Source organism: Pseudomonas sp. Irchel s3h14 (assembly GCF_900187425.1).
GTDB lineage: Bacteria > Pseudomonadota > Gammaproteobacteria > Pseudomonadales > Pseudomonadaceae > Aquipseudomonas.
Window position 1 is genome coordinate 159,314 of the sequence record NZ_FYDJ01000012.1, and the last position, 24,098, is coordinate 183,411.

Sequence of the window (24,098 nt, forward strand, 5' to 3'; positions counted from 1 at the left end):
TGTAGGAGCATGGCTTGCCCGCGATGAACGATTACACGGTGTGACGGTTACACCGAGTCGCGGCCATCGCGGGCAAGCCATGCTCCTACAGGGATTTGTGTTTACTTCAGTGCGGCCAGGATTTCATCCGGGTCATACCCGCGAATCAACGTCCCGTTCACATCGATGATCGGAATTCCGCCGCCACCCAGCGCTTCGTAGGCCTTGCGCGCCTCGGCATCCTTCTCGATATCGAACTCCTTGTACGGAATGCCCTTCTGATCGAGAAAGCGCCGGGTCAGTTTGCAGTAGCCACACCATTCGGTGGCATAGAGCACAACGTTGGCCTTGGCCTGAGTCTGCTCTGACACCACCTGTGCCGGATGGAACACCCGCTCGATCTTGCCCCAGTTCTGGTAGACCACAACCACCAGCAGGATCAGCAGGAATTTTTTCAGTACGCCGCCGAGCATCAGTTACGTCGCTTGAGCTGATCGGTGAGTTGGGTCGGCAGACCTTTGATGATCAGCGTGCCGGCTTCTTCGTCGTATTCGATCTTTGAGCCCAGCAGGTGCGCTTCGAAGCTGATGGACAGGCCCTCGGCGCGACCGGTGAAGCGGCGGAACTGGTTGAGGGTACGCTTATCTGCCGGAATCTCCGGCGACAGGCCGTAGTCCTTGTTGCGGATGTGGTCGTAGAAGGCTTTCGGGCGCTCTTCGTCGATCAGCTCCGAGAGTTCTTCCAGGCCCATGGGTTCACCCAGTTTTGCCTGGCTGCTGGCGTAATCCACCAGGGTTTTGGTTTTCTCGCGGGCGGATTCTTCCGGCAGGTCTTCGCTTTCGACGAAGTCACTGAAGGCCTTGAGCAGGGTGCGGGTTTCGCCGGGGCCGTCGACGCCTTCCTGGCAGCCGATGAAGTCGCGGAAATACTCCGAAACCTTTTTGCCGTTCTTGCCTTTGATGAACGAAATGTACTGCTTGGACTGCTTGTTGTTCTGCCACTCGGACACGTTGATCCGCGCCGCCAGGTGCAGTTGGCCCAGATCCAGGTGTCGGGACGGGGTCACGTCCAGCTGATCGGTCACTGCAACGCCTTCACTGTGGTGTAGCAGGGCGATCGCCAGGTAGTCGGTCATGCCTTGCTGATAATGCGCAAACAGCACGTGGCCGCCCACAGAGAGGTTCGATTCTTCCATCAGCTTTTGCAGATGTTCCACCGCCACCCGGCTGAACGCTGTGAAATCCTTGCCGCCATCGAGGTATTCCTTCAGCCAGCCGCTGAACGGATGCGCTCCGGACTCGGCATGGAAGAAACCCCAAGCCTTGCCTTGTTTGGCGTTGTAGCTCTCATTGAGGTCGGCAAGCATGTACTCGATGGCGCTCGACTCGGCCAGTTCGGAATCGCGAGCGTGGAGAACTGCTGGCGTGCCGTCGGGTTTTTTGTCGATCAGGTGGACGATGCAATGACGGATCGGCATGGGCTTCTCGGCTGATTGAAGAGAGGAGGGCGTGCTCCCCCAAAAAGTGCCAAGTGTACCGCAACCACTGGTTTTGGCGCGGCACGAAGGGCAATTCGCAGGTGTCCGATGGCGCTTATGCTGTTTTTTACAGTTTTAGAGCAATAAAGCTGACCAAATGGGTAGCTAGAGGCGGATATTTCCCCGTCTCTGTGCTAGTTTTGCCCGGTCTTACGCGAAGTCACTGCGTTAAGCGTGCATTCAGCATTTGTCAGGTCGAACCAAACCCTGATTTCGGTATCTATAACCCCGACTCGTCGTGGTTATAGCCGAGGGTGCCAGATCCAGAAGATCGGGCTCGATGGCTGACACTGCACTCTGCAATCCATATGAATTTGATAGGGAAGGAACATTACATGGCTCTTACTAAAGACCAACTGATCGCCGACATCGCTGAAGCTATCGACGCGCCAAAAACTACCGCGCGTAACGCTCTGGACCAACTGGGCCAAATCGTTGCTGATCAGCTGGAAAACGGCGGCGAAATCACCCTGCCAGGTATCGGCAAGCTGAAAGTGACTGAGCGTCCTGCCCGTACCGGCCGCAACCCTTCGACTGGCGCTGCCATCGAAATCGCTGCCAAGAAAGTTATCAAGCTGGTTGTGGCCAAAGGCCTGACCGACGCTGTTAACAAGTAAGACGCATTAAAAAAAGCCGTGCTCCGGAGTGATCCGGGCACGGCTTTTTTGTGCCTGCGATTTGATTACTGGCCCACAAACACCACAAAACCAGTGTGGGAGCGGGCTTGCTCGCGAATGCGGTGTGTCAGTCGACTTAAATGGTACTGATACACCGCATTCGCGAGCAAGCCCGCTCCCACATTTGATTTGTGTTGGTCAGTTACTCAGCTTTTTTTAACCCAACGTTCGCGCCAGACCTGCTGCTCGGATTTGGTCTGGAAGGTCCAGGCGACGAAGCGGCTTTGCTTCTGGCCCTGAGACATTTCCACAACCTGGCTTTCCAGTACGCCGGCCTTTTTCAGCGCCGTCTGGATCGCCGGCAGGTTCGAGGCTTTCGACACCAGGGTGCTGAACCAAAGCACTTTGTGTTGGAAGTGCGCGCTCTCGGCGATCAATTGCGTCACAAACCGCGCTTCGCCACCTTCACACCACAGTTCAGCCGATTGACCGCCAAAGTTCAGCACCGGCAGTTTGCGTTTTGGATCGGCGCGGCCCAGGGCACGCCATTTACGCTCGCTGCCCTTGGTCGCTTCGTCCATCGAGGCGTGGAACGGCGGGTTGCACATGGTCAGGTCAAAGCGTTCGCCGGGTTCGAGCAGGCCCAGCAGAATGTGCTTGGGATTACTTTGCTGGCGCAACTGGATGGCTTTGTTCAGCCCGTTGGACTGCACGATGGCTTTGGCAGCGGCCACAGCTGTCGGGTCGATTTCCGAGCCGAGGAAGTGCCAGCGGTAGTCGCTGTAGCCGATCAACGGATAGACGCAGTTGGCGCCCATGCCGATATCGAGCACCTTGACCGGCGCGCCGCGAGGGATCTCGCCGTCGTTGACGCTCGCCAGCAGGTCGGCCAGGAAGTGCACGTAATCGGCACGGCCCGGAACCGGAGGGCAGAGGTAATCGGCCGGGATGTCCCAATGGGCGACGCCGTAGAACGACTTGAGCAACGCTCGGTTGAACACCCGCACTGCGTCCGGGCTGGCGAAGTCGATGCTTTCCTTGCCGTACGGATTGATGATCACGAACTTCGCCAGTTCCGGCGTGGTTTTGATCAGCGCCGGGAAGTCGTAGCGACCCTGATGGCGGTTGCGCGGATGCAGGCTGGCCTTCTCACGGGGCTCCACGGCTTTGGCCGGGGTCGCGGAATCAGGCTTTTTGCGCGCAGGTCTTGGTGTGCGGGGGGCGTTCATGGGCGTGGTCGATTCGGGTATGGCTAAAAGTGGCGGGTATTGTCCCACACTTGGTCGGTGTTGCCTGCGATCTGATGACCAATGAGGGGCCAATGTGGGAGCGGGCTTGCTCGCGAAGACGGTTTAACATTCAGCATGGATATTGGCTGACACTCCGCTTTCGCGAGCAAGCCCGCTCCCACATTAGGTTTGAGGTGTTTGGGAGAAAGTGGCGGGCACAAAAAAGGGAGGCCGTTTCGGGCCTCCCGTTTTCATTGCGATTTGCCGTTACAGGCTGGCAATCCGCGCATGCTGCTCGGCCAGCTTGCCCAAAGCCTGTTCAGCTTCAGCCAGTTTGGCGCGTTCCTTCTCGATGACTTCGGCCGGGGCCTTGTCGACGAAACCGGCGTTAGACAGCTTGCCGCCCACGCGCTGAACTTCGCCCTGCAGACGCAGGATTTCCTTGTCCAGACGCGCCAGTTCGGCGTCCTTGTCGATCAGGCCGGCCATCGGCACCAGCACTTCCATCTCGCCAACCAGTGCGGTGGCGGACAGCGGAGCTTCTTCGCCGGCAGCCAATACAGTGATCGATTCGAGGCGAGCCAGCTTTTTCAGCAGGGCTTCGTTCTCGGTGAGACGACGCTGATCTTCGGCGCTGACGTTTTTCAGGAACAGGTTCAACGGCTTGCCTGGACCGATGTTCATTTCGCCACGGATGTTGCGCGTGCCGAGCATCAGTTCCTTGAGCCACTCGATATCGTTCTCGGCGGCCGGATCGATGCGCTCTTCATTGGCCACTGGCCACGGTTGCAGCATGATCGTCTTGCCTTCGATACCGGCCAGCGGCGCGATGCGCTGCCAGATTTCTTCGGTGATGAACGGCATGAACGGATGCGCCAGACGCAACGCGACTTCCAATACCCGAACCAGCGTGCGGCGGGTGCCGCGCTGACGTTCGACCGGCGCGTTTTCGTCCCACAGCACAGGCTTGGACAGTTCCAGGTACCAGTCGCAATACTGGTTCCAGATGAACTCGTACAAGGCTTGTGCAGCCAGGTCGAAACGGAACTGATCGAGTTGACGGGTCACTTCGGCTTCGGTGCGTTGCAGCTGCGAAATGATCCAGCGATCCGCCAGTGACAGCTCGTAAGCTTCGCCGTTCTGACCGCAGTCTTCGCCCTTGTCCAGCACGTAGCGCGCGGCGTTCCAGATCTTGTTGCAGAAGTTGCGATAGCCCTCGACGCGGCCCATGTCGAACTTGATGTCGCGACCGGTGGACGCCAGCGAGCAGAAGGTGAAGCGCAGGGCGTCGGTGCCGTAGCTGGCGATGCCGTCGGCGAACTCGTCGCGGGTCTGCTTCTCGATCTTCTTCGCCAGTTTCGGCTGCATCATGCCCGAGGTGCGTTTCTGCACCAGGTCTTCGAGCTCGATGCCGTCGATGATGTCCAGCGGGTCCAGGACGTTGCCCTTGGACTTGGACATCTTCTGGCCCTGGCCATCACGCACCAGACCGTGCACATAAACAGTCTTGAACGGAACCTGCGGCGTGCCGTCTTCGTTTTTCACCAAGTGCATGGTGAGCATGATCATCCGGGCAACCCAGAAGAAAATGATGTCGAAGCCAGTCACCAGCACGTCGGTGGAGTGGAATTTCTTCAGGAATTCGGTCTGCTCAGGCCAGCCGAGCGTGGAGAATGTCCACAGACCCGAACTGAACCAGGTGTCGAGAACGTCGTTGTCCTGTTGCAGCGCCACGTCCGGGCCGAGGTTGTGCTTGGCACGTACTTCGGCTTCGTCGCGACCGACGTAGACCTTGCCCGACTCGTCGTACCAGGCCGGAATCCGGTGGCCCCACCACAACTGACGGCTGATGCACCAGTCCTGGATGTCGCGCATCCACGAGAAGTACATGTTTTCGTACTGTTTTGGCACGAACGCGATACGGCCATCTTCAACAGCAGCGATGGCAGGCTCAGCCAATGGCTTGGTCGACACGTACCACTGGTCGGTCAGCCACGGCTCGATGATGGTGCCGGAGCGGTCGCCTTTCGGCACTTTCAGCGCGTGGTCGTTGACGCTGACCAACAGGTCGGCAGCATCAAACGCAGCAACGATCTGCTTGCGCGCTTCGAAACGGTCGAGGCCGGCGTATTCGGCCGGGATCTTGCCGTCGATGCTTTCGTTCAGGGTGCCGTCGAGGTTAAACACCTGACAGGCCGGCAATACGGCGGCGTTCTTGTCGAAGATGTTCAGCAGCGGCAGGTTGTGGCGCTTGCCGACTTCGTAGTCGTTGAAATCGTGGGCCGGGGTGATTTTCACGCAGCCGGTGCCGAACTCAGGGTCGCAGTAATCGTCGGCGATGATCGGGATGCGGCGGCCGACCAGCGGCAGCTCGACAAATTTGCCGATCAGGGCCTGGTAGCGTTCATCGTTCGGGTTAACCGCTACGGCGGCGTCGCCGAGCATGGTTTCCGGGCGAGTGGTCGCGACGATCAGGTAGTCCTGGCCTTCAGCGGTCTTGGCGCCGTCGGCCAGCGGGTATTTCAGGTTCCACAGGAAACCTTTCTCGTCGTGGTTTTCCACTTCGAGGTCGGAAATCGCCGTGTGCAACTTGGTGTCCCAGTTGACCAGACGCTTGCCGCGGTAGATCAGGCCGTCTTCGTGCAGGCGCACAAAGGCTTCTTTAACGGCTTCCGATAGGCCGTCGTCCATGGTGAAGCGCTCGCGGCCCCAATCCACGGACGAGCCGAGACGGCGGATCTGACGGCTGATGTTGCCGCCGGACTGATCCTTCCATTCCCAGACTTTCTCGAGGAATTTCTCACGGCCCAGGTCGTGACGATTCTGGCCCTGAGCTTCGAGTTGACGCTCCACCAGCATTTGCGTGGCGATACCGGCGTGGTCGGTACCCGGCTGCCACAGGGTGTTACGACCCTGCATGCGGCGGAAACGGATCAGGGCGTCCATGATCGCGTTGTTGAAGCCGTGACCCATGTGCAGGCTGCCGGTGACGTTCGGCGGCGGGATCATGATGGTGTAGGACTCGCCCGCGCCTTGCGGGGCGAAGTAATTCTCTGACTCCCAGGTGTTGTACCAGGAAGTTTCAATGGCGTGCGGCTGGTAGGTCTTATCCATGCGCGGCGGGACCCTATTGGCATTTATTCAGGAAAAGCCGGCAAGTATAGCGGGGCATGGGGCGTAGGGCGAGTGAGTGCAGACAGGGCGCATCATCAAAAACGACGCAGATCAAATGTGGGAGCGGGCTTGCTCGCGAAGGGGCCATCACCTTCAACATTGATGTTGGCTGATACATCGCTTTCGCGAGCAAGCCCGCTCCCACAGGAGGCTAGGGTTATTCGTATTGGCTGAGGAGACGTTCCATCCGCGCGCTGAGGCGGCGTTTGATTTCGGTTTCGATGTGCGGGGCGAAGTCGTCGATCACGTCTTGCATGATCAATTGCGCGGCGGCGCGCAGTTCGCCATCCAGGTGCAGCAGGTCGTCGGGCCCCTTGCTGGCGGCGGGTGCCGGTTGGGCAGCTGGGGCAGCTGGGGCGGGTGGCGCCGGTTCGAGAATTGGCGGGCTGGCGCCGACGGTATCGAACAGCATCGGAATCTGTTCCTGGTCACCTTCCTCGACCGTGTCGGTGAGCAAGGGCGGTTGCAGGTTGTCATCGCCGAGCAGTTGGCGGATCGACTCAAGGTCATCCAGCAAATGCGCGGACTTTTGCTGCGGTTTTGGAGTGTCCATCGGAATGCTCAGAGTCGCTGTAAACGGTGATCTTGCAGAGGATAGCCCTGTTCGCGGTAGAAACGGAAACTCTCCCGCGCAGCCGTACGAATCGTCGGATCTTCCACCACCACTTCCGCCACGCGGGCGAACTTGTTGGCGAATGCCGGGACTTTCAGGGCGAGATTGACCAACAGGTCCTGATGCGGACCGCAGTCATCACCAAAGCCCAACACAATCAAACCGTCCGGCTCATTTTCAGCGGGGCCGTGAGGCAAAAAGCTTTCGCCCTTGAAGGCCCACAGGCGCGCATCGAGGTCGTCACGCTGGGCGGCATCGCTGCAATGCAGGTAGATGCGGTGGCCCATGCGCCAGGCTTTTTCGGTGAGCTTGCAGGCAAAGTCCAGCCGCGCCGAAGGATCGGCGCTGGGCAGGATATAGAAGTCGACTTTGGTCATTGCGGTTCCTGAGCCAAGGGCGGCGTCACCCGGAAGTGACTCCGCCCAGGGTCATCGGTTTCAGGCTTTGGCGCGGTCCAGCAGGTATTGGGTCAGCAATGGAACCGGACGGCCAGTGGCGCCCTTGTCCTTGCCGCCGCTGGTCCAGGCCGTGCCGGCGATGTCCAGGTGCGCCCAGTTGAGGTTCTTGGTGAAGCGCGACAGGAAGCAGGCAGCGGTGATGGTGCCGGCTTTCGGGCCACCAATGTTGGCGATGTCGGCGAACGGGCTGTCCAGCTGTTCCTGGTACTCATCGAACAGCGGCAGTTGCCAGGCGCGATCGTCAGCCGATTGGCCGGCGCTCAGCAGTTGGCCGATCAGTTCGTCGTTGTTGCCCAGCAGGCCCGACGTGTGGGAGCCCAGCGCAACGACGCAAGCACCGGTCAGGGTCGCGATGTCGATCACTGCTTGCGGCTTGAAGCGCTCGGAGTAGGTCAGGGCGTCGCACAGCACCAGACGGCCTTCGGCGTCGGTGTTGAGGATTTCCACAGTCTGGCCGCTCATGGTGGTGACGATGTCGCCAGGGCGCGAAGCATTGCCGCTCGGCATGTTCTCGGCGCAGGCCAGGATGCACACCAGGTTGATCGGCAGTTTCAGCTCGAGCACGGCACGCAGCGTACCGAATACGCTGGCAGCGCCGCCCATGTCGTATTTCATTTCATCCATGCCGGCGCCCGGTTTCAGGCTGATGCCACCCGTGTCGAAGGTGATGCCTTTGCCGACCAGTGCGTACGGTTTCTCGGATTTCTTGCCGCCGTTGTATTGCATGACGATCAGGCGCGGTGGCTGGGCGCTGCCCTGGCCGACGGCGTAGAACGAGCCCATGCCCAGGTCCTTGATCTTCTTCTCATCAAGGACTTCGACTTTCAGGCTTTTGAATTCTTTGCCGAGGTTCTTCGCTTGCTCACCGAGGAACGTCGGGTGGCAGATGTTCGGCGGCAGGTTGCCCAGGTCGCGGGTGAACGCCATGCCGCTGGCGATGGCGGTGGCGTGGGCCACGGCGCGCTCGACTTCAGCCTGTGCAGCCTTGATGGTCACCAAAGTGATTTTCTTCAGGGTGCGAGGTTCGGCTTTCTGGCTTTTGAACTGGTCGAACGTGTATTCGCCGTCCACCAGGGTTTCGGCCAACAGGCGGGTCTTGCCATAGCTGTCACGGCCTTTGACCACGACTTCGTCCAGGGCCAGCGCTGCGTCGCTGCCGCCGAGGCCTTTGAGGGTATTGAGGATGCCGGCGATGATTTTGCGGAATGGGCGGTCGCCCAGCTCTTCGTCCTTGCCAACGCCGACCAGCAGCACGCGTTCGGCCTTGAGGTTCGGCAGGCTGTGCAGCAACAGGCTCTGACCGACTTTGCCAGCCAGGTCGCCGCGCTTGAGCACAGCGCTGATGGCGCCACCGCTCAGTTCGTCGAGTTGTTTGGCAACGGCGCCGAGCTTGCGGCCTTCGCCGACGGCGACCACCAGAGTGGCGGTTTTCAACGTTTCTGGGCTAACGCTTTTTACAACCAGTTCCATGTCCGGGTCCCTGAATTAATGGTCAACACGCAAGAGCTCGACGGCATGTGTGCGAGCTTGCTTATAAATAGAAAGACGCAGGTCACGGCCCGCGACAAAGGCCGCAGTTTGAACCTCGTGCCCCGAGCCTGACAACCCTCGGTCGTACGATCTTCAGCGCTTTACCCGCCTGCTTGAGCATGCGCAGTGACAGGCGCACCCAATCACAGGATAATGCGCCAACTTTTTCGGCGGCTCTGCCCTGCGGGCCGTCTGATACGTTTGCTTGTTTGGCCGCCTTAGCCTGACAACACTGGAGTGTCTGGTTTGATCGTCTTCCGTTACCTATCCCGCGAAGTCCTGTTGACCTTGAGCGCCGTCAGCGCTGTGCTGCTGGTCATCATCATGAGCGGTCGCTTCATCAAGTACCTCGCCCAGGCGGCCTCTGGCCTTCTGGATCCTGGCTCGCTATTCCTGATCATGGGCTTCCGTCTGCCGGGTTTCCTGCAACTGATTCTGCCGTTGGGTCTGTTTCTCGGGATCCTGCTGGCCTACGGTCGCTTGTACCTTGAAAGTGAAATGACCGTGCTGTCAGCCACCGGCATGAGCCAGCAGCGTCTGTTTGCCATGACCCTTTTCCCAGCCACCCTGGTCGCACTGGTGGTGGCGTGGTTGAGCCTGAGCCTGGCGCCACAAGGTGCCAATCAGTTCCAGTTGCTGTTGAACAAGCAGGATGCCCTGACCGAGTTCGACACCCTCGAGCCGGGTCGCTTCCAGGCGCTGCGCGACGGAACACGGGTGACCTACACCGAAACGCTGTCGGATGACCGCATCAACCTCGGTGGCGTATTCATTTCGCAGAAGAACGTCGAATCCGATAAGAAGGATCGCGGGATTTCCGTGCTGGTGGCCGAGAGGGGGCGTCAGGAAATTCGCCCAGACGGTAACCGTTACCTGATTCTCGACAATGGCTATCGCTATGACGGCAATCCGGGGCAGGCCGACTACCGGGCGATCAAGTACGAGGAGTACGGCGTATTGCTGCCCAAGCCGGACGTCAGCGACGAAGTGACCGACCGTGACGCGATGACCACCCGTTCCCTGATCGGCAGCGATGACATTCGCTCCCGCACCGAACTGCAATGGCGTCTATCCCTGCCATTGCTGGTCTTTATCGTGACCTTGATGGCGGTGCCGTTGTCGCGGGTCAATCCGCGTCAGGGCCGTTTCCTCAAGCTGCTGCCGGCGATTCTTCTATATATGGCTTACCTGTCCATCCTGATTGCCGCCCGCGGCGCCCTTGAAAAGGGCAAAATCCCGCCGGCTCTGGGGTTGTGGTGGGTGCATGCAATCTTCCTGGCCATCGGCCTGGGCTTGCTCTATTGGGAACCCTTGCAGTTGAAGCGGGCGAGTCGCCGTAGCGCGCTGGAGGTGGCTCGTGGATAAGCTCGATCGCTACATTGGTAGCAGCGTGTTCGTGGCAATTCTGGCGGTACTGGGGATCATTCTCGGTCTGGCCACACTGTTCGCGTTCATCGATGAAATGAGTGATGTCAGCGATACCTACACCCTGGTCGACGTGTTGAGTTATGTCCTGCTGACCGCGCCGCGTCGTCTTTACGACATGTTGCCGATGGCGGCGTTGATCGGTTGCCTGATAGGCCTCGGCAGCCTGGCCAGTCACAGCGAGCTGACCATCATGCGCGCTGCGGGCGTATCGATCGGGCGAATCGTCTGGGCGGTCATGAAACCAATGCTGATCCTGATGGTGGTGGGTGTGCTGATCGGCGAATACGTCGCGCCGGCCACCGAAGTCACCGCTCAGGCCAATCGCTCCCTGGCTCAGGGTGGCGGTGATGCGCAGAGCGCCAAGCATGGTTTGTGGCATCGCCAGGGTGATGAGTTTATTCACGTCAACTCGGTGCAACCCAACGGTCTGCTGTACGGCGTCACCCGTTATCGTTTCGACAATGAGCGTCATATGCTGTCTTCCAGCTTCGCCAAACGGGCGAAGTTCGATCAGGATCACTGGCAATTGAGCGACGTCACCACCACGCTGTTCCATGAAAAGAGCACCGAAGTGGTCACCACCCCGGTCGAGCGCTGGAATGTCGCCTTGAGTCCGCAGCTGTTGAGTACGGTGGTCATGTCGCCTGACACGCTGTCGATCAGCGGTCTGTGGGGTTACATCCACTACCTGGCTGACCAAGGTCTGAGCAATGGTCGTTACTGGCTGGCATTTTGGGTCAAGGTGTTGCAGCCGCTGGTCACTGCCGCTCTGGTACTGATGGCGATTTCTTTCATCTTCGGTCCATTGCGCTCGGTGACCCTCGGTCAGCGAGTGTTCACTGGCGTGCTGGTGGGCTTCACCTTCCGTATCGTTCAGGATTTGCTCGGCCCTTCGAGCCTGGTCTTCGGTTTCTCGCCGCTGTTTGCGGTGCTTGTTCCGGCGGGTGTTTGTGCCTTGGCCGGGGTCTGGTTGTTGCGCCGGGCCGGTTGATCAAGGGTTTCTCCTGACTTTGCAGGTCACTCAAAACGCCCCTGTCGCAAGACCGGGGCGTTTTTGTAGGCGCCGTCTGACCTGCGAACGTGACGCTTGCGCCGTGGATCAGGTACAATTCCCGGCTATTTTTCGGCGGGCTATGCCTGCAGCCTTTTTGAGTGTTGATCCGTGAGTGATTTGAGTCATATCCGCAATTTCTCCATCATCGCCCACATTGACCATGGCAAGTCGACGCTGGCCGATCGCTTCATCCAGATGTGTGGCGGCCTTGCCGAGCGCGAAATGGAAGCCCAGGTTCTGGACTCCATGGACCTGGAACGTGAACGCGGGATCACCATCAAGGCCCACAGCGTCACCCTGTATTACACCGCTCGCGATGGCATCAAGTACCAGCTGAACTTCATTGACACCCCGGGCCACGTCGACTTCACCTATGAAGTCAGCCGGTCGCTGGCGGCCTGTGAAGGCGCGTTGCTGGTGGTCGATGCCGGTCAGGGCGTTGAAGCGCAGTCGGTAGCCAACTGCTACACCGCGATTGAGCAGGGCCTGGAAGTGATGCCGGTCCTGAACAAGATCGACCTGCCTCAGGCCGATCCGGACCGCGTGAAAGAAGAAATCGAAAAAATCATCGGCATCGATGCCACCGACGCGGTCGAGTGCAGTGCCAAGACCGGTCTGGGCGTCGACGAAGTGCTGGAGCGTCTGGTCAAGACCATTCCTGCGCCGACCGGCAACTATGAAGATCCGCTGCAAGCGTTGATCATCGACTCCTGGTTCGACAACTACCTGGGCGTTGTTTCCCTGGTGCGCGTGCGCCACGGTCGTGTGAAGAAGGGCGACAAGATCCTGGTCAAGTCCACCGGCAAGATCCACCTCGTGGACAGCGTCGGTGTCTTCAACCCGAAACACACCGCCACCGTTGACCTGAAGGCCGGCGAAGTGGGCTTCATCATCGCCGGCATCAAGGACATTCACGGTGCACCGGTGGGTGACACCCTGACCTTGAGCTCCACGCCGGACGTCGACGTGCTGCCAGGCTTCAAACGCATTCAGCCGCAGGTATACGCCGGCCTGTTCCCGGTCAGCTCCGACGACTTCGAAGATTTCCGTGAAGCCCTGCAAAAGCTCACGCTCAACGACTCGTCCCTGCAATACACCCCGGAAAGCTCCGACGCCCTGGGCTTCGGTTTCCGTTGCGGGTTCCTCGGCATGCTGCACATGGAAATCATCCAGGAGCGCCTGGAGCGCGAGTACGACCTGGACCTGATCACCACGGCGCCGACGGTAATTTTCGAGCTGCTGCTGAAAACCGGTGAAACGATTTACGTCGACAACCCGTCGAAGCTGCCAGACCTGTCCTCGATCGAAGACATGCGTGAACCGATCGTGCGGGCCAATATTCTTGTGCCGCAAGAGCACCTGGGCAACGTCATTACCCTGTGCATCGAGAAGCGTGGCGTACAGCACGACATGCTGTTCCTCGGTACCCAGGTTCAAGTGACCTACGATTTGCCGATGAACGAAGTGGTCCTGGACTTCTTCGACCGTCTGAAATCCACCAGCCGTGGCTATGCTTCGCTGGATTACCATTTCGATCGTTATCAATCGGCTAATCTGGTGAAACTGGATGTGCTGATCAACGGTGACAAGGTCGACGCCCTGGCGTTGATCGTGCACAAGGATAACGCGCACTACAAAGGTCGCCAGTTGACCGAGAAGATGAAAGAACTGATTCCACGCCAGATGTTCGACGTCGCAATCCAGGCCGCCATTGGCGGGCAGATTATTGCGCGGACCTCTGTCAAGGCGCTCAGAAAGAACGTATTGGCCAAATGCTACGGCGGTGACGTTAGCCGTAAGAAGAAACTGCTTGAGAAGCAAAAGGCCGGTAAGAAACGCATGAAGCAAGTTGGCAACGTGGAAATTCCACAAGAAGCCTTCCTTGCAGTGCTCAGGTTGGATAGTTAGGTCCTATGTCACTAAATTTCCCGCTGTTGCTGGTCATCGCCGTGTTCGTCTGCGGCCTGTTGGCGTTGCTCGATCTGGTTTTCCTGGCGCCGCGTCGGCGTGCCGCCATTACCTCCTATCAGGGCAGCGTCAGCCAGCCTGATGGGGTGGTGGTCGAGAAACTGAACAAAGAGCCGCTGCTGGTCGAATACGGCAAGTCGTTCTTCCCGGTGTTGTTCATCGTTCTGGTACTGCGTTCGTTCCTGGTGGAACCGTTCCAGATTCCTTCCGGCTCGATGAAACCGACGCTGGACGTTGGCGACTTCATTCTGGTGAACAAGTTTTCTTACGGGATCCGCTTGCCGGTGATCGACAAGAAAGTCATCGAAGTCGGTGATCCACAGCGCGGCGATGTGATGGTGTTCCGCTACCCGAGCGATCCGAACGTCAACTACATTAAACGTGTGGTGGGCCTGCCGGGTGACCAGATTCGTTACACCGCCGACAAGCGTCTGTTCGTCAACGGTGAGTCGATTGCCGAACAACTGGTCGGCTCCGAGCCGGGCACGTTGGGCAGCGCTGAGCTCTACAAGGAAAAACTCGGCGTCGCCGAGCACCTGATCCGCAAGGAAATGAGCCGTTACCGCGCAACGCCGGACCGTTCGTGGACCGTGCCTGCCGGGCACTATTTCATGATGGGCGACAACCGCGACAACTCGAACGACAGTCGCTACTGGGATGATCCGAGCATTCCCAAGGATCTGCTGGGCATGGTTCCCGACAAGAATATCGTCGGCAAGGCCTTCGCAGTCTGGATGAGCTGGCCGGAACCCAAACTCAGTCACCTGCCGAATTTCTCGCGGGTTGGCCTGATCAAGTAATCACACACGGCGCTGTTGAACACAGCGCCGAATGCATTTCTGGAGTCGGCATAATCGGCGACAGAAGCATGAAAACAACGATATTCAGGACGTTATTTTTGAACACAGCGTTAATTGTCCCAAGCCTGCGCCGCATCACGGCGATGGCGGTGGAATCCAACCACGAACTCAGCGTGGGTAAACCGTGAGCGTCTCCTTAAGCCGTCTCGAGCGTCAGCTCGGCTACACCTTCAAGGATCAGGAACTGATGGTCCTGGCCCTGACTCACCGCAGCTTTGCCGGGCGTAACAACGAACGCCTGGAATTCCTCGGTGATGCCATCCTCAACTTCGTTGCTGGCGAGGCACTGTTCGATCGCTTCCCGCTGGCTCGCGAAGGCCAGTTGTCGCGATTGCGCGCACGCCTGGTGAAAGGCGAGACCCTGGCCGTACTGGCTCGCGGTTTCGATCTGGGCGAATACCTGCGCCTGGGTTCCGGTGAATTGAAAAGCGGCGGTTTCCGTCGCGAGTCGATTCTGGCCGATGCCCTTGAAGCGCTGATTGGTGCGATCTACCTGGATGCTGGCATGGACATGGCGCGCGAACGCGTGCTGGCCTGGCTGGCCGGGGAGTTCGAAGGCCTGACACTGGTCGACACCAACAAAGATCCAAAAACCCGTCTGCAAGAGTTCCTGCAGTCGCGGGGTTGTGAGCTGCCACGTTACGAAGTGGTGGATATCCAGGGTGAGCCACATTGCCGGACGTTCTTCGTCGAATGTGAAATCACCTTACTGAATGAAAAAAGCCGAGGTCAGGGTGTGAGTCGTCGTATTGCCGAACAGGTAGCGGCCGCCGCAGCACTGATTGCCCTGGGTGTGGAGAATGGCAATGACTGATTCAACTGCAACTCGCTGTGGCTATGTTGCCATCGTCGGCCGTCCCAACGTGGGCAAGTCCACGCTGCTGAACCACATCCTGGGTCAGAAACTGGCGATCACCTCGCGCAAGCCTCAGACCACTCGCCACAACATGCTCGGCATCAAGACTGAAGGCGCCGTGCAGGCGATCTACGTCGACACTCCCGGCATGCACAAAGGTGGCGAGAAAGCCCTGAACCGCTACATGAACAAGACCGCTTCGGCGGCGTTGAAAGACGTCGACGTGGTGATCTTCGTGGTTGACCGCACCAAGTGGACCGACGAAGACCAGATGGTCCTCGAGCGCGTTCAATACGTGACCGGCCCGCTGATCGTGGCGCTGAACAAGACTGACCGCATCGAAGATAAAGCCGAACTGATGCCGCACCTGACGTGGTTGCAGGAACAGTTGCCGAACGCGCAGATCATGCCGATCTCGGCCCAGCACGGGCATAACCTCGAAACGCTGGAGCGCGTGATTGCCGGTTACCTGCCGGAAAACGATCACTTCTTCCCGGAAGACCAGATCACCGACCGCAGCAGCCGCTTCCTCGCCGCTGAACTGGTACGTGAGAAAATCATGCGCCAGATGGGCGCTGAGCTGCCGTACCAGATCACCGTCGAAATCGAAGAGTTCAAGCAGCAGGGCAAAACCCTGCACATCCATGCCTTGATCCTCGTCGAGCGCGACGGCCAGAAGAAAATCATCATTGGCGACAAGGGCGAGCGGATCAAACGCATCGGCACCGAGGCGCGCAAGGACATGGAGTTGCTGTTCGACTCCAAGATCATGCTCAACCTCTGGGTCAAGGTGAAAGGCGGCTGGTCCGACGATGAACGCGCCTTGCGTTCGCTGGGTTACGGCGACCTGTAAATCGTCTGGCAGCACATAGATCCACTGTGGGAGCGGGCTTGCTCGCGAAGAGGATGTAACATTCAGCATTGATGTTGACTGTCACACCGCCTTCGCGAGCAAGCCCGCTCCCACATTGGTTTTGGGTTGTCTGAAAAACTGCAATCCTTCATCGAGAGCTTTATGTCCCAGCCCCCCAGCCAACCCGCCTTCGTGCTCCACAGCCGCGCCTACCGCGAAAACAGCGCGCTGGTGGATTTCCTCACGCCGCAAGGCCGGCTGCGGGCGGTGTTGCGCAGTGCTCGGGGCAAGGCCGGAACGCTGGCACGGCCGTTCGTGCCGCTGGAAGTCGAGTTCCGTGGGCGTGGTGAATTGAAGAACGTCGGTCGCATGGAAAGTGCTGGCGTCTCCACCTGGCTCAACGGTGAGGCGCTGTTCAGCGGTCTCTACCTCAACGAGTTATTGATCCGTCTGCTGCCCTCCGAAGATCCCCATCCCGCCGTCTTCGATCACTACGCCGCGACCCTGCTCGCACTTGCCGAAGGTCGTCCGCTGGAGCCTTTGTTGCGATCCTTCGAATGGCGGCTGCTGGATGACTTGGGTTATGGCTTCGCCCTGACCGCCGACATCCATGGCGAGCCCATTGCGCCGGATGGTCTCTACCGTCTGCAAGTGGATGCGGGACTCGAACGGGTCTACCTGCTGCAACCCGGTCTGTTCAATGGCACCGAACTGCTGGCGATGGCCGATGCAGATTGGTCTGCCCCTGGCGCGCTATCGGCAGCCAAGCGATTGATGCGTCAGGCACTGGCCGTTCATCTGGGCGGTCGTCCCTTGGTGAGTCGCGAGTTGTTTCGCAAGCCCTGATCACCCCGTATGCTGTGCGCCGAACTTTCCCATTTTCAGGAGCGCTTCCGTGACCACCAGCAATCGCATTCTTCTTGGCGTGAACATCGACCACGTTGCCACCCTGCGTCAGGCCCGGGGCACGCGCTATCCGGATCCGGTCAAGGCAGCACTGGACGCGGAAGAGGCGGGCGCTGACGGCATTACCGTGCACCTGCGCGAAGATCGTCGGCACATTCAGGAGCGCGACGTGTTGCTGCTCAAGGATGTGCTGCAAACCCGCATGAACTTCGAAATGGGCGTCACCGAAGAGATGATGGCGTTCGCCGAACGCATTCGTCCGGCGCACATTTGCCTGGTGCCGGAAACCCGTCAGGAGCTGACGACCGAAGGTGGTCTGGACGTGGCGGGGCAGGAAGCACGGATTAAAGCGGCGGTGGATCGCCTGTCAAAGATCGGCTGTGAAGTGTCGCTGTTCATCGACGCTGACGAGCGGCAGATTGAAGCGTCCCGTCGTGTTGGTGCGCCGGCTATTGAGCTGCATACCGGTCGTTATGCCGATGCCGAGACGCCGACCGATGTGGCTGAAGAGCTCAAGCGTGTGGCGGATGGCGTGGCGTTTGGTCTGGCTCAAGGCCTGATCGTCAATGCCGGTCACGGTCTGCACTACCACAACGTTGAAGCTGTAGCGGCGATCAAAGGCATCAACGAACTGAACATCGGCCACGCGCTGGTGGCTCATGCGTTGTTCGTTGGGTTCAAGTCGGCTGTTTCCGAGATGAAGGCGCTGATCCTGGCCGCCGCAAAAGCCTAAGCCGAACACAAAACCAAATGTGGTGGTGATCGTTAGAGCTGTGGGGTTTCCTGATTCGGTTTGGTCTTGTCGACCCCCGGCACATGCAGGTTGCCTTCGGCGACCTGATTGCCTTCAAGCTGCGGCTGGGTCACCCACGTCAGGATGTCGTAGTAGCGGCGGATGTTCGCCACGAAGTGAACGGGTTCGCCGCCACGGGCATAGCCGTAACGGGTTTTGCTGAACCACTTCTTCTCGGACAGGCGCGGCAGGATCTTTTTCACGTCCAGCCACTTGTCCGGGTTCAGTCCTTCCTTGGCCGCCAGTTTGCGCGCGTCATCCAGGTGACCGCTGCCAACGTTGTAGGCTGCCAGTGCAAACCATGTGCGATCCGGTTCCTGGATCGACTCATCCAGCTGTTCCTTCACATAAGCCAGGTACTTGGCGCCGCCCATGATGCTTTGTTTGGGGTCCAGTCGGTTGGACACACCCATGGCCTGCGCGGTGTTCTGGGTCAGCATCATCAGGCCGCGCACGCCGGTCTTCGACGTGACGGCCGCTTGCCATAGCGATTCCTGATAGCCGACCGCGGCCAGCAGACGCCAGTCGACTTTCTCTTTCTTGGCGTACGCCTTGAAGTGCTGTTCGTATTTTGGCAGACGTTGCTGCAAGTGTTGGGCGAAGGTGGTGGCGCCCATGTAACCCAGTACATCGACATGCCCGTAATAGCGGTCTTTAAGGCGCTGCAGGGTGCCATTTTTCTTCACCTTGTCGAGGTAGTCGTTGATCTCGTTGAGCAAGCTGTTGTCGTCGCCGGCGGCCACTGCCCAGCTCTGATTGCTGGCGTCACCGAGGTCGAAGGCTACCCGCACTTTGGGGAAGTAGACCTGGTTCATCGCGACTTCGTTTGAATCGACCAGGGTCAGGTCTATCTGATCTTCATCGACCATCCGCAGCAAGTCGACGACTTCAACGGCGTCGGACTCTTCGTATTCAATGCCAGGATATTTCTTTTTCAGCTCCGCCAATTGCTCGGCGTGGGTGCTGCCCTTGAGCACCATGATCTTCTTGCCCACCAGATCCTTCGCGTCGGTCGGCCGCGATTGGCCGTTGCGATAGATGACCTGCGGGGTGACTTCGAGATAGGAGTGGGAAAACCGCACCTGCTTTTTGCGTACTTCGCTGCTGACCAGGCCGGCAGCAGCGATCACCGGGCCGTTGGGCTTGCCCACCTGATTAAACAGGTCGTCGAGGTTGTCGGCGGTTTCGATTTTGAGTTCCACCCCCAGATCGTCGGCGAAGCGCTTCACCAGCTCGTATTCGAAGCCGGTTTCACCGTTGCGATCCTGAAAGTAGGTGGCGGGGCTGTTTCGGGTAACCACCCGCAGCACGCCATCCTCCTTTACGCGCTCCAGCGTGTTGGGTTTATCAACACAGCCACTGAGCACCAGGAAGAGTCCGGTTGCGATCAGCCATTTGGCGAACCGCGGACGCAAAGCCGTTGGGGAAAACATCTGCGCAGTATACGCAAAGGACCACGAGCGCCATATCTCGACAGCGAAGGGCTTGTCTGCTAGGCAACTGAAAACCGCTCCAGAGCCCGCAGGAATGGGCCCGAGCAGCATTTTGTGGTAGAAAAAATAACGCTCGGGGCGCGCCTGTTTGAGGTCCGAACACCCGGCCCGACGCCCGGGTGCAGCCGCCCGTACCGTTTCGGGTGATGTCGCGGCCTGTTTAGGCTAGAATGCACGGCCTCAAAGCACACCCCTTCCCGAGGCTGTCCCGAAGATGTTGATCCTGCGCGGCGCTCCTGCCCTTTCTGCCTTTCGCCACAGCAAACTCCTTGAGCAACTGAGCCAGAAAGTTCCGGCTGTCAGTGGCTTGTATGCTGAATTCGCTCACTTCGCCGAAGTTACCGGCGTCCTGACCGGCGACGAACAGCAGGTGCTCGCGCGCCTTCTGAAGTACGGCCCAAGTGTTCCGGTACAAGAGCCGGCCGGTCGTCTGTTCCTGGTGTTGCCGCGGTTCGGCACCATCTCGCCATGGTCCAGTAAAGCCAGCGATATCGCTCGCAACTGCGGCCTGACGAAAATCCAGCGTCTTGAACGCGGCATCGCCTTCTACGTCGCCGGCCAGTTCAGCGACGCCGAAGCACAGTTGATTTCCGACACCTTGCACGACCGCATGACGCAGATCGTTCTGGCCAACCTTGAACAAGCCGCCGGCCTGTTCAGCCACGCCGAGCCAAAGCCGCTCACCGCGATCGACGTGCTGGGTGGCGGCCGCGCCGCGCTGGAAAAAGCCAACACCGAGCTGGGCCTGGCCCTGGCCGAAGACGAGATCGACTACCTGGTCAACGCCTTCGTCGGCTTGAAGCGCAACCCGCACGACATCGAACTGATGATGTTCGCCCAGGCGAACTCCGAGCACTGCCGTCACAAGATCTTCAACGCCAGTTGGGATATCGACGGTCAGAGCCAGGAAAAAAGCCTGTTCGGCATGATCAAGAACACCTACGTGATGCACAGCGAAGGCGTTCTGTCGGCTTATAAGGACAACGCTTCGGTGATCGTCGGCAACGTCGCCGGCCGTTTCTTCCCGGACCCTGAAACCCGCCAGTACGGCGCGGTGCAGGAACCGGTGCACATCCTGATGAAAGTCGAAACTCACAACCACCCGACCGCGATTGCCCCGTTCCCGGGCGCATCCACCGGTTCCGGTGGCGAGATTCGCGACGAAGGTGCCACCGGTCGTGGTGCCAAGCCAAAGGCTGGTCTGACCGGTTTCACCGTGTCCAACCTGCAAATCCCGGGCTTCGAACAGCCGTGGGAAGTGCCGTACGGCAAGCCTGAGCGCATCGTTACTGCGCTGGACATCATGATCGAAGGCCCACTGGGTGGCGCTGCGTTCAACAACGAATTCGGTCGTCCGGCCCTGACCGGTTACTTCCGTACCTTCGAACAGTCGATCACCACCCCGCGTGGCGAAGAAGTTCGCGGTTACCACAAGCCGATCATGCTGGCCGGCGGTATGGGTAACATCCGTGCCGAACACGTGCAGAAAGGCGAGATCACCGTTGGCTCCAAGCTGATCGTCCTCGGCGGCCCTGCGATGCTGATCGGTCTGGGCGGCGGCGCCGCTTCCTCCATGGCCACCGGCACCAGCTCGGCAGACCTGGACTTCGCCTCCGTACAGCGCGAAAACCCTGAGATGGAACGTCGCTGCCAGGAAGTCATCGACCGTTGCTGGCAGTTGGGTGAACACAACCCGATCAGCTTCATCCACGACGTCGGCGCGGGCGGTCTGTCCAACGCCTTCCCGGAACTGGTCAACGATGGCAACCGTGGCGGTCGCTTCGAACTGCGCAACATTCCAAACGACGAGCCGGGCATGGCCCCGCACGAAATCTGGAGTAACGAATCCCAGGAACGCTACGTTCTGGCGGTCGGCCCGGCTGACTTCGAACGCTTCCAGGCGATCTGCGAACGCGAGCGTTGCCCGTTTGCCGTGGTCGGCGAAGCCACTGCCGAGCCGCAACTGACGGTCACCGACAGTCACTTCGGCAACAGCCCGGTGGACATGCCACTGGAAGTGCTGCTGGGCAAAGCCCCGCGCATGCACCGTTCGGCCGTTCGTGAAAACGAGCTGGGCGACGATTTCGATCCGTCGACCCTGGAGATCGCAGACTGCGTTGAACGCGTCCTGCATCACCCGGCCGTGGCGAGCAAAAGCTTCCTGATCACCATCGGCGACCGCACCATCACCGGCCTCGTGGCCCGTGATCAGATGGTCGGCCCGTGGCAGGTTCCGGTAGCCGACGTTGCCGTCACCGCCACCAGCTTCGACGTTTACACCGGTGAAGCCATGGCCATGGGCGAGCGTACTCCGCTGGCTCTGCTGGACGCTCCGGCGTCGGGCCGCATGGCCATCGGCGAAACCCTGACCAACATCGCGGCTTCGCGCATCAACAAGATCTCCGACATCAAACTGTCGGCCAACTGGATGTCCGCTGCCGGTCACCCAGGCGAAGACGCGCGTCTGTACGACACCGTTAAAGCGGTCGGCATGGAGTTGTGCCCAGAGCTGGGCATTACCATTCCGGTGGGCAAGGACTCCATGTCCATGGCCACACGCTGGAACGACGAAGGCGTCGACAAGACCGTGACCTCGCCGATGTCCCTGATCGTGACCGGTTTCGCGCCTGTGGCTGACATTCGTCAGACCCTGACGCCGGAACTGCGCATGGACAAGGGCACCACCGACCTGATCCTGATCGATCTGGGCCGTGGCCAGAACCGCATGGGCGCCTCTATCCTGGCCCAGGTTCACGGCAAGCTCGGCTCGCAAGCACCGGATGTTGACGACGCCGAAGACCTCAAAGCCTTCTTCGCCGTGATCCAGGGCCTCAACGCCGACGGTCACCTGCTGGCTTACCACGACCGTTCCGACGGTGGTCTGTTGACCAGCACCGTGGAAATGGCTTTCGCCGGCCATTGCGGTCTGAGCCTGAACCTCGACGGTCTGGCAGAAACCTCCGCCGACATCGCTGCAATCCTGTTCAACGAAGAACTGGGCGCCGTGATCCAGGTTCGCCAGGACGCTACTCCAGACATCCTCGCGCAGTTCAGCGCTGCCGGTTTGGGTGACTGCGTGTCCGTGATCGGTCAGCCGATGAACAACGGCCAGATCAGCATCACCTTCAACGGCGAAACCGTGTTCGAAGGTCAGCGTCGTCTGCTGCAACGTCAGTGGGCTGAAACCAGCTACCAGATCCAGCGTCTGCGTGATAACGCCGACTGCGCCGAACAAGAGTTCGACGTGCTGCTGCAAGAAGACAACCCGGGCCTGAGCGTCAAGCTGAGCTACGACGTCAACCAGGACGTCGCCGCGCCTTACATCAAGAAAGGCATCCGCCCACAGGTTGCCGTGCTGCGTGAGCAGGGCGTCAACGGTCAGGTGGAAATGGCGGCCGCGTTCGACCGCGCTGGTTTCAACGCGATCGACGTGCACATGAGCGACATTCTGGCCGGCCGTGTCGACCTGAATGAGTTCAAAGGTCTGGTCGCTTGCGGCGGTTTCTCCTACGGCGACGTTCTCGGCGCCGGCGAAGGCTGGGCCAAGTCCGCGCTGTTCAACAGCCGTGCTCGCGATGCGTTCCAGGGCTTCTTCGAACGTAACGACAGCTTCACCCTCGGCGTGTGCAACGGTTGCCAGATGATGTCCAACCTGCACGAGCTGATTCCGGGCAGCGAGTTCTGGCCGCACTTTGTGCGTAACCGTTCCGAGCAGTTCGAAGCGCGTGTGGCGATGGTTCAGGTCCAGGAATCGAACTCGATCTTCCTGCAAGGTATGGCCGGTTCGCGTATGCCGATCGCCATTGCTCACGGTGAAGGTCATGCCGAGTTCGCCAGCGAAGAAGCGTTGCTGGAAGCCGATCTGTCGGGTTGCGTGGCGATGCGTTTCGTCGACAACCACGGCAAGGTTACCGAAAACTACCCGGCCAACCCGAACGGCTCGCCGCGCGGGATCACCGGTTTGACCAGCCGCGACGGTCGCGTGACGATCATGATGCCTCACCCGGAGCGTGTGTTCCGCGCGGTGCAGAACTCGTGGCGTTCGGAAGACTGGAACGAAGACGCACCTTGGATGCGTATGTTCCGTAATGCGCGGGTTTGGGTTAACTAAGAGCGGGTTAACTGAAGGCTATGTACAAGCTTTCCTTTTTTGTTCCGGCCAGTCATGTGGAACAGGTCAAGAGTGCCGTATTCGCCGCCGGTGGCGGACGGATCGGCACGTACGACCATTGCGCCTGGCAAGTGCTCGGCCTCGGCCAGTTTCGTCCATTGGATGGCAGTCAGCCGTTTATTGGGGAAGCGGGGCAGGTCGAGCAGGTTGAGGAATGGAAGGTTGAGCTTGTCGTGGCGGATGAGTTGATTCGTTCTGTGGTGTTGGCTCTGAAGCAGAGTCATCCCTACGAGACGCCGGCTTATGAGGTATGGCGGTTGGAGGATTTTTGATCTGCCTGCCGCTGAAATGAGAAACCCGCTGAAGTGATTTCAGCGGGTTTTTTGTTGCCTGGGATTTGGAGCGAGGCGGCCTGGAAGCCGGCCTGGCTTTTGTTGATCGAGTACATATCCGTTGCTGCGGTAACGGCTGCTAATGGTTTCGCTCTTACAGCGAGTCCCTTTTGGCAAACGCCCTCCGTGTCAGGCTACCTGTCGCCCTTGTTGATTGACTCAATCATTCAAGAGGGCGAAGGTGAATAACAAATGTCCAAAATGGGCAAGCGATACGAAAGCGACTTCAAAGACTGGGTCGTTCTGC

General features: G+C 59.4%; 19 protein-coding genes. 11 read left to right on the top strand and 8 right to left on the bottom strand.

Annotation, left to right across the window (positions count from 1 at the left end; translation table 11 throughout):
• Positions 1 to 101 precede the first annotated feature (101 nt).
• Both CKW16_RS21715 and yejK read right to left on the bottom strand, forming a co-directional pair.
• A complete protein-coding gene (locus CKW16_RS21715) occupies positions 102 to 452 on the bottom strand; it encodes a glutaredoxin family protein (RefSeq protein WP_095130550.1) in 351 nt (116 codons plus the stop codon).
• Positions 452 to 1,456, bottom strand: coding sequence for a nucleoid-associated protein YejK (gene yejK / locus CKW16_RS21720; protein ID WP_008147593.1), 1,005 nt, complete (start codon positions 1,454 to 1,456; stop codon positions 452 to 454). Before yejK ends, CKW16_RS21715 begins: the two co-directional genes overlap by 1 nt.
• 395 nt (positions 1,457 to 1,851) lie before the next feature.
• On the opposite strand from yejK, the gene CKW16_RS21725 reads away from it, so the two are divergent.
• Positions 1,852 to 2,133 carry an HU family DNA-binding protein gene (locus CKW16_RS21725; RefSeq protein ID WP_007905514.1) on the top strand — a complete coding sequence of 94 codons (282 nt, stop codon included), beginning with the start codon at positions 1,852 to 1,854 and terminating at the stop codon, positions 2,131 to 2,133.
• 206 nt (positions 2,134 to 2,339) lie between these two features.
• Here the strand turns inward: CKW16_RS21725 and rlmF are convergent, their stop codons facing one another.
• The 5 genes from rlmF to CKW16_RS21750 all read right to left on the bottom strand — a co-directional run bounded on the left by rlmF (position 2,340) and on the right by CKW16_RS21750 (position 9,077).
• Positions 2,340 to 3,362 (bottom strand): 23S rRNA (adenine(1618)-N(6))-methyltransferase RlmF, encoded by a 1,023-nt coding sequence (gene rlmF / locus CKW16_RS21730; protein WP_033056419.1) that lies wholly within the window; start codon positions 3,360 to 3,362, stop codon positions 2,340 to 2,342.
• 267 nt (positions 3,363 to 3,629) lie between these two features.
• Positions 3,630 to 6,476 carry a valine--tRNA ligase gene (locus tag CKW16_RS21735; protein ID WP_095130551.1) on the bottom strand — a complete coding sequence of 949 codons (2,847 nt, stop codon included), beginning with the start codon at positions 6,474 to 6,476 and terminating at the stop codon, positions 3,630 to 3,632.
• A gap of 217 nt (positions 6,477 to 6,693) precedes the next feature.
• The gene (locus tag CKW16_RS21740; protein ID WP_056743585.1) at positions 6,694 to 7,089 is read right to left on the bottom strand and encodes a hypothetical protein; all 396 of its coding nucleotides are present in this window, start codon (positions 7,087 to 7,089) and stop codon (positions 6,694 to 6,696) included.
• Positions 7,090 to 7,097: 8 nt separating this feature from the next.
• Positions 7,098 to 7,526, bottom strand: a complete 429-nt coding sequence (locus CKW16_RS21745) for a DNA polymerase III subunit chi (protein ID WP_095130553.1) — start codon at positions 7,524 to 7,526, stop codon at positions 7,098 to 7,100.
• Between the two features lie 60 nt (positions 7,527 to 7,586).
• Positions 7,587 to 9,077, bottom strand: coding sequence for a leucyl aminopeptidase (locus CKW16_RS21750; protein ID WP_095130555.1), 1,491 nt, complete (start codon positions 9,075 to 9,077; stop codon positions 7,587 to 7,589).
• 306 nt (positions 9,078 to 9,383) lie between these two features.
• Between CKW16_RS21750 and lptF the strand changes: the two genes are divergently transcribed.
• The 8 genes from lptF to pdxJ all read left to right on the top strand — a co-directional run bounded on the left by lptF (position 9,384) and on the right by pdxJ (position 17,795).
• Complete coding sequence (gene lptF / locus CKW16_RS21755; RefSeq protein WP_095130558.1) at positions 9,384 to 10,502, top strand: LPS export ABC transporter permease LptF; 1,119 nt, start codon at positions 9,384 to 9,386, stop codon at positions 10,500 to 10,502.
• Positions 10,495 to 11,556 carry an LPS export ABC transporter permease LptG gene (gene lptG / locus CKW16_RS21760; RefSeq protein ID WP_095130559.1) on the top strand — a complete coding sequence of 354 codons (1,062 nt, stop codon included), beginning with the start codon at positions 10,495 to 10,497 and terminating at the stop codon, positions 11,554 to 11,556. The genes lptF and lptG overlap by 8 nt, the downstream gene beginning before the upstream one ends.
• A gap of 171 nt (positions 11,557 to 11,727) precedes the next feature.
• Positions 11,728 to 13,527, top strand: coding sequence for a translation elongation factor 4 (gene lepA / locus CKW16_RS21765; protein ID WP_008151572.1), 1,800 nt, complete (start codon positions 11,728 to 11,730; stop codon positions 13,525 to 13,527).
• Between the two features lie 5 nt (positions 13,528 to 13,532).
• Positions 13,533 to 14,387, top strand: a complete 855-nt coding sequence (gene lepB, locus CKW16_RS21770) for a signal peptidase I (protein WP_095130560.1) — start codon at positions 13,533 to 13,535, stop codon at positions 14,385 to 14,387.
• Between the two features lie 184 nt (positions 14,388 to 14,571).
• Positions 14,572 to 15,261 carry a ribonuclease III gene (gene rnc, locus CKW16_RS21775; RefSeq protein WP_010463056.1) on the top strand — a complete coding sequence of 230 codons (690 nt, stop codon included), beginning with the start codon at positions 14,572 to 14,574 and terminating at the stop codon, positions 15,259 to 15,261.
• Positions 15,254 to 16,156, top strand: a complete 903-nt coding sequence (era, locus tag CKW16_RS21780; RefSeq protein ID WP_008151577.1) for a GTPase Era — start codon at positions 15,254 to 15,256, stop codon at positions 16,154 to 16,156. Before rnc ends, era begins: the two co-directional genes overlap by 8 nt.
• A 162-nt stretch (positions 16,157 to 16,318) precedes the next feature.
• Entirely contained in the window at positions 16,319 to 17,002 is a 684-nt protein-coding gene (gene recO / locus CKW16_RS21785; protein ID WP_095130561.1) for a DNA repair protein RecO, read from the top strand.
• A gap of 49 nt (positions 17,003 to 17,051) precedes the next feature.
• Positions 17,052 to 17,795 carry a pyridoxine 5'-phosphate synthase gene (pdxJ, locus tag CKW16_RS21790; RefSeq protein ID WP_095130562.1) on the top strand — a complete coding sequence of 248 codons (744 nt, stop codon included), beginning with the start codon at positions 17,052 to 17,054 and terminating at the stop codon, positions 17,793 to 17,795.
• A 32-nt stretch (positions 17,796 to 17,827) separates the two neighbouring features.
• Here the strand turns inward: pdxJ and mltF are convergent, their stop codons facing one another.
• Positions 17,828 to 19,288, bottom strand: a complete 1,461-nt coding sequence (mltF, locus tag CKW16_RS21795) for a membrane-bound lytic murein transglycosylase MltF (RefSeq protein ID WP_095130564.1) — start codon at positions 19,286 to 19,288, stop codon at positions 17,828 to 17,830.
• A 274-nt stretch (positions 19,289 to 19,562) separates the two neighbouring features.
• Between mltF and purL the strand changes: the two genes are divergently transcribed.
• Positions 19,563 to 23,459, top strand: a complete 3,897-nt coding sequence (gene purL, locus CKW16_RS21800; RefSeq protein WP_095130566.1) for a phosphoribosylformylglycinamidine synthase — start codon at positions 19,563 to 19,565, stop codon at positions 23,457 to 23,459.
• A gap of 20 nt (positions 23,460 to 23,479) precedes the next feature.
• The gene (locus tag CKW16_RS21805) at positions 23,480 to 23,791 is read left to right on the top strand and encodes a YqfO family protein (RefSeq protein WP_095130568.1); all 312 of its coding nucleotides are present in this window, start codon (positions 23,480 to 23,482) and stop codon (positions 23,789 to 23,791) included.
• Positions 23,792 to 24,098: the final 307 nt, after the last annotated feature.

Excerpts from the sequence above, each read along its gene's own strand:
- CKW16_RS21745 (WP_095130553.1), bottom strand. The coding sequence starts at position 7,526 with ATGACCAAAGTCGACTTCTATATCCTGCCCAGCGCCGATCCTTCGGCG.
- rlmF (WP_033056419.1), bottom strand. The coding sequence starts at position 3,362 with ATGAACGCCCCCCGCACACCAAGACCTGCGCGCAAAAAGCCTGATTCC.
- mltF (WP_095130564.1), bottom strand. The coding sequence starts at position 19,288 with ATGTTTTCCCCAACGGCTTTGCGTCCGCGGTTCGCCAAATGGCTGATC.
- CKW16_RS21805 (WP_095130568.1), top strand. The coding sequence starts at position 23,480 with ATGTACAAGCTTTCCTTTTTTGTTCCGGCCAGTCATGTGGAACAGGTC.
- purL (WP_095130566.1), top strand. The coding sequence starts at position 19,563 with ATGTTGATCCTGCGCGGCGCTCCTGCCCTTTCTGCCTTTCGCCACAGC.
- recO (WP_095130561.1), top strand. The coding sequence starts at position 16,319 with ATGTCCCAGCCCCCCAGCCAACCCGCCTTCGTGCTCCACAGCCGCGCC.
- CKW16_RS21735 (WP_095130551.1), bottom strand. The coding sequence starts at position 6,476 with ATGGATAAGACCTACCAGCCGCACGCCATTGAAACTTCCTGGTACAAC.
- CKW16_RS21715 (WP_095130550.1), bottom strand. The coding sequence starts at position 452 with ATGCTCGGCGGCGTACTGAAAAAATTCCTGCTGATCCTGCTGGTGGTT.
- lepB (WP_095130560.1), top strand. The coding sequence starts at position 13,533 with ATGTCACTAAATTTCCCGCTGTTGCTGGTCATCGCCGTGTTCGTCTGC.
- CKW16_RS21740 (WP_056743585.1), bottom strand. The coding sequence starts at position 7,089 with ATGGACACTCCAAAACCGCAGCAAAAGTCCGCGCATTTGCTGGATGAC.
- CKW16_RS21750 (WP_095130555.1), bottom strand. The coding sequence starts at position 9,077 with ATGGAACTGGTTGTAAAAAGCGTTAGCCCAGAAACGTTGAAAACCGCC.
- yejK (WP_008147593.1), bottom strand. The coding sequence starts at position 1,456 with ATGCCGATCCGTCATTGCATCGTCCACCTGATCGACAAAAAACCCGAC.
- CKW16_RS21725 (WP_007905514.1), top strand. The coding sequence starts at position 1,852 with ATGGCTCTTACTAAAGACCAACTGATCGCCGACATCGCTGAAGCTATC.
- era (WP_008151577.1), top strand. The coding sequence starts at position 15,254 with ATGACTGATTCAACTGCAACTCGCTGTGGCTATGTTGCCATCGTCGGC.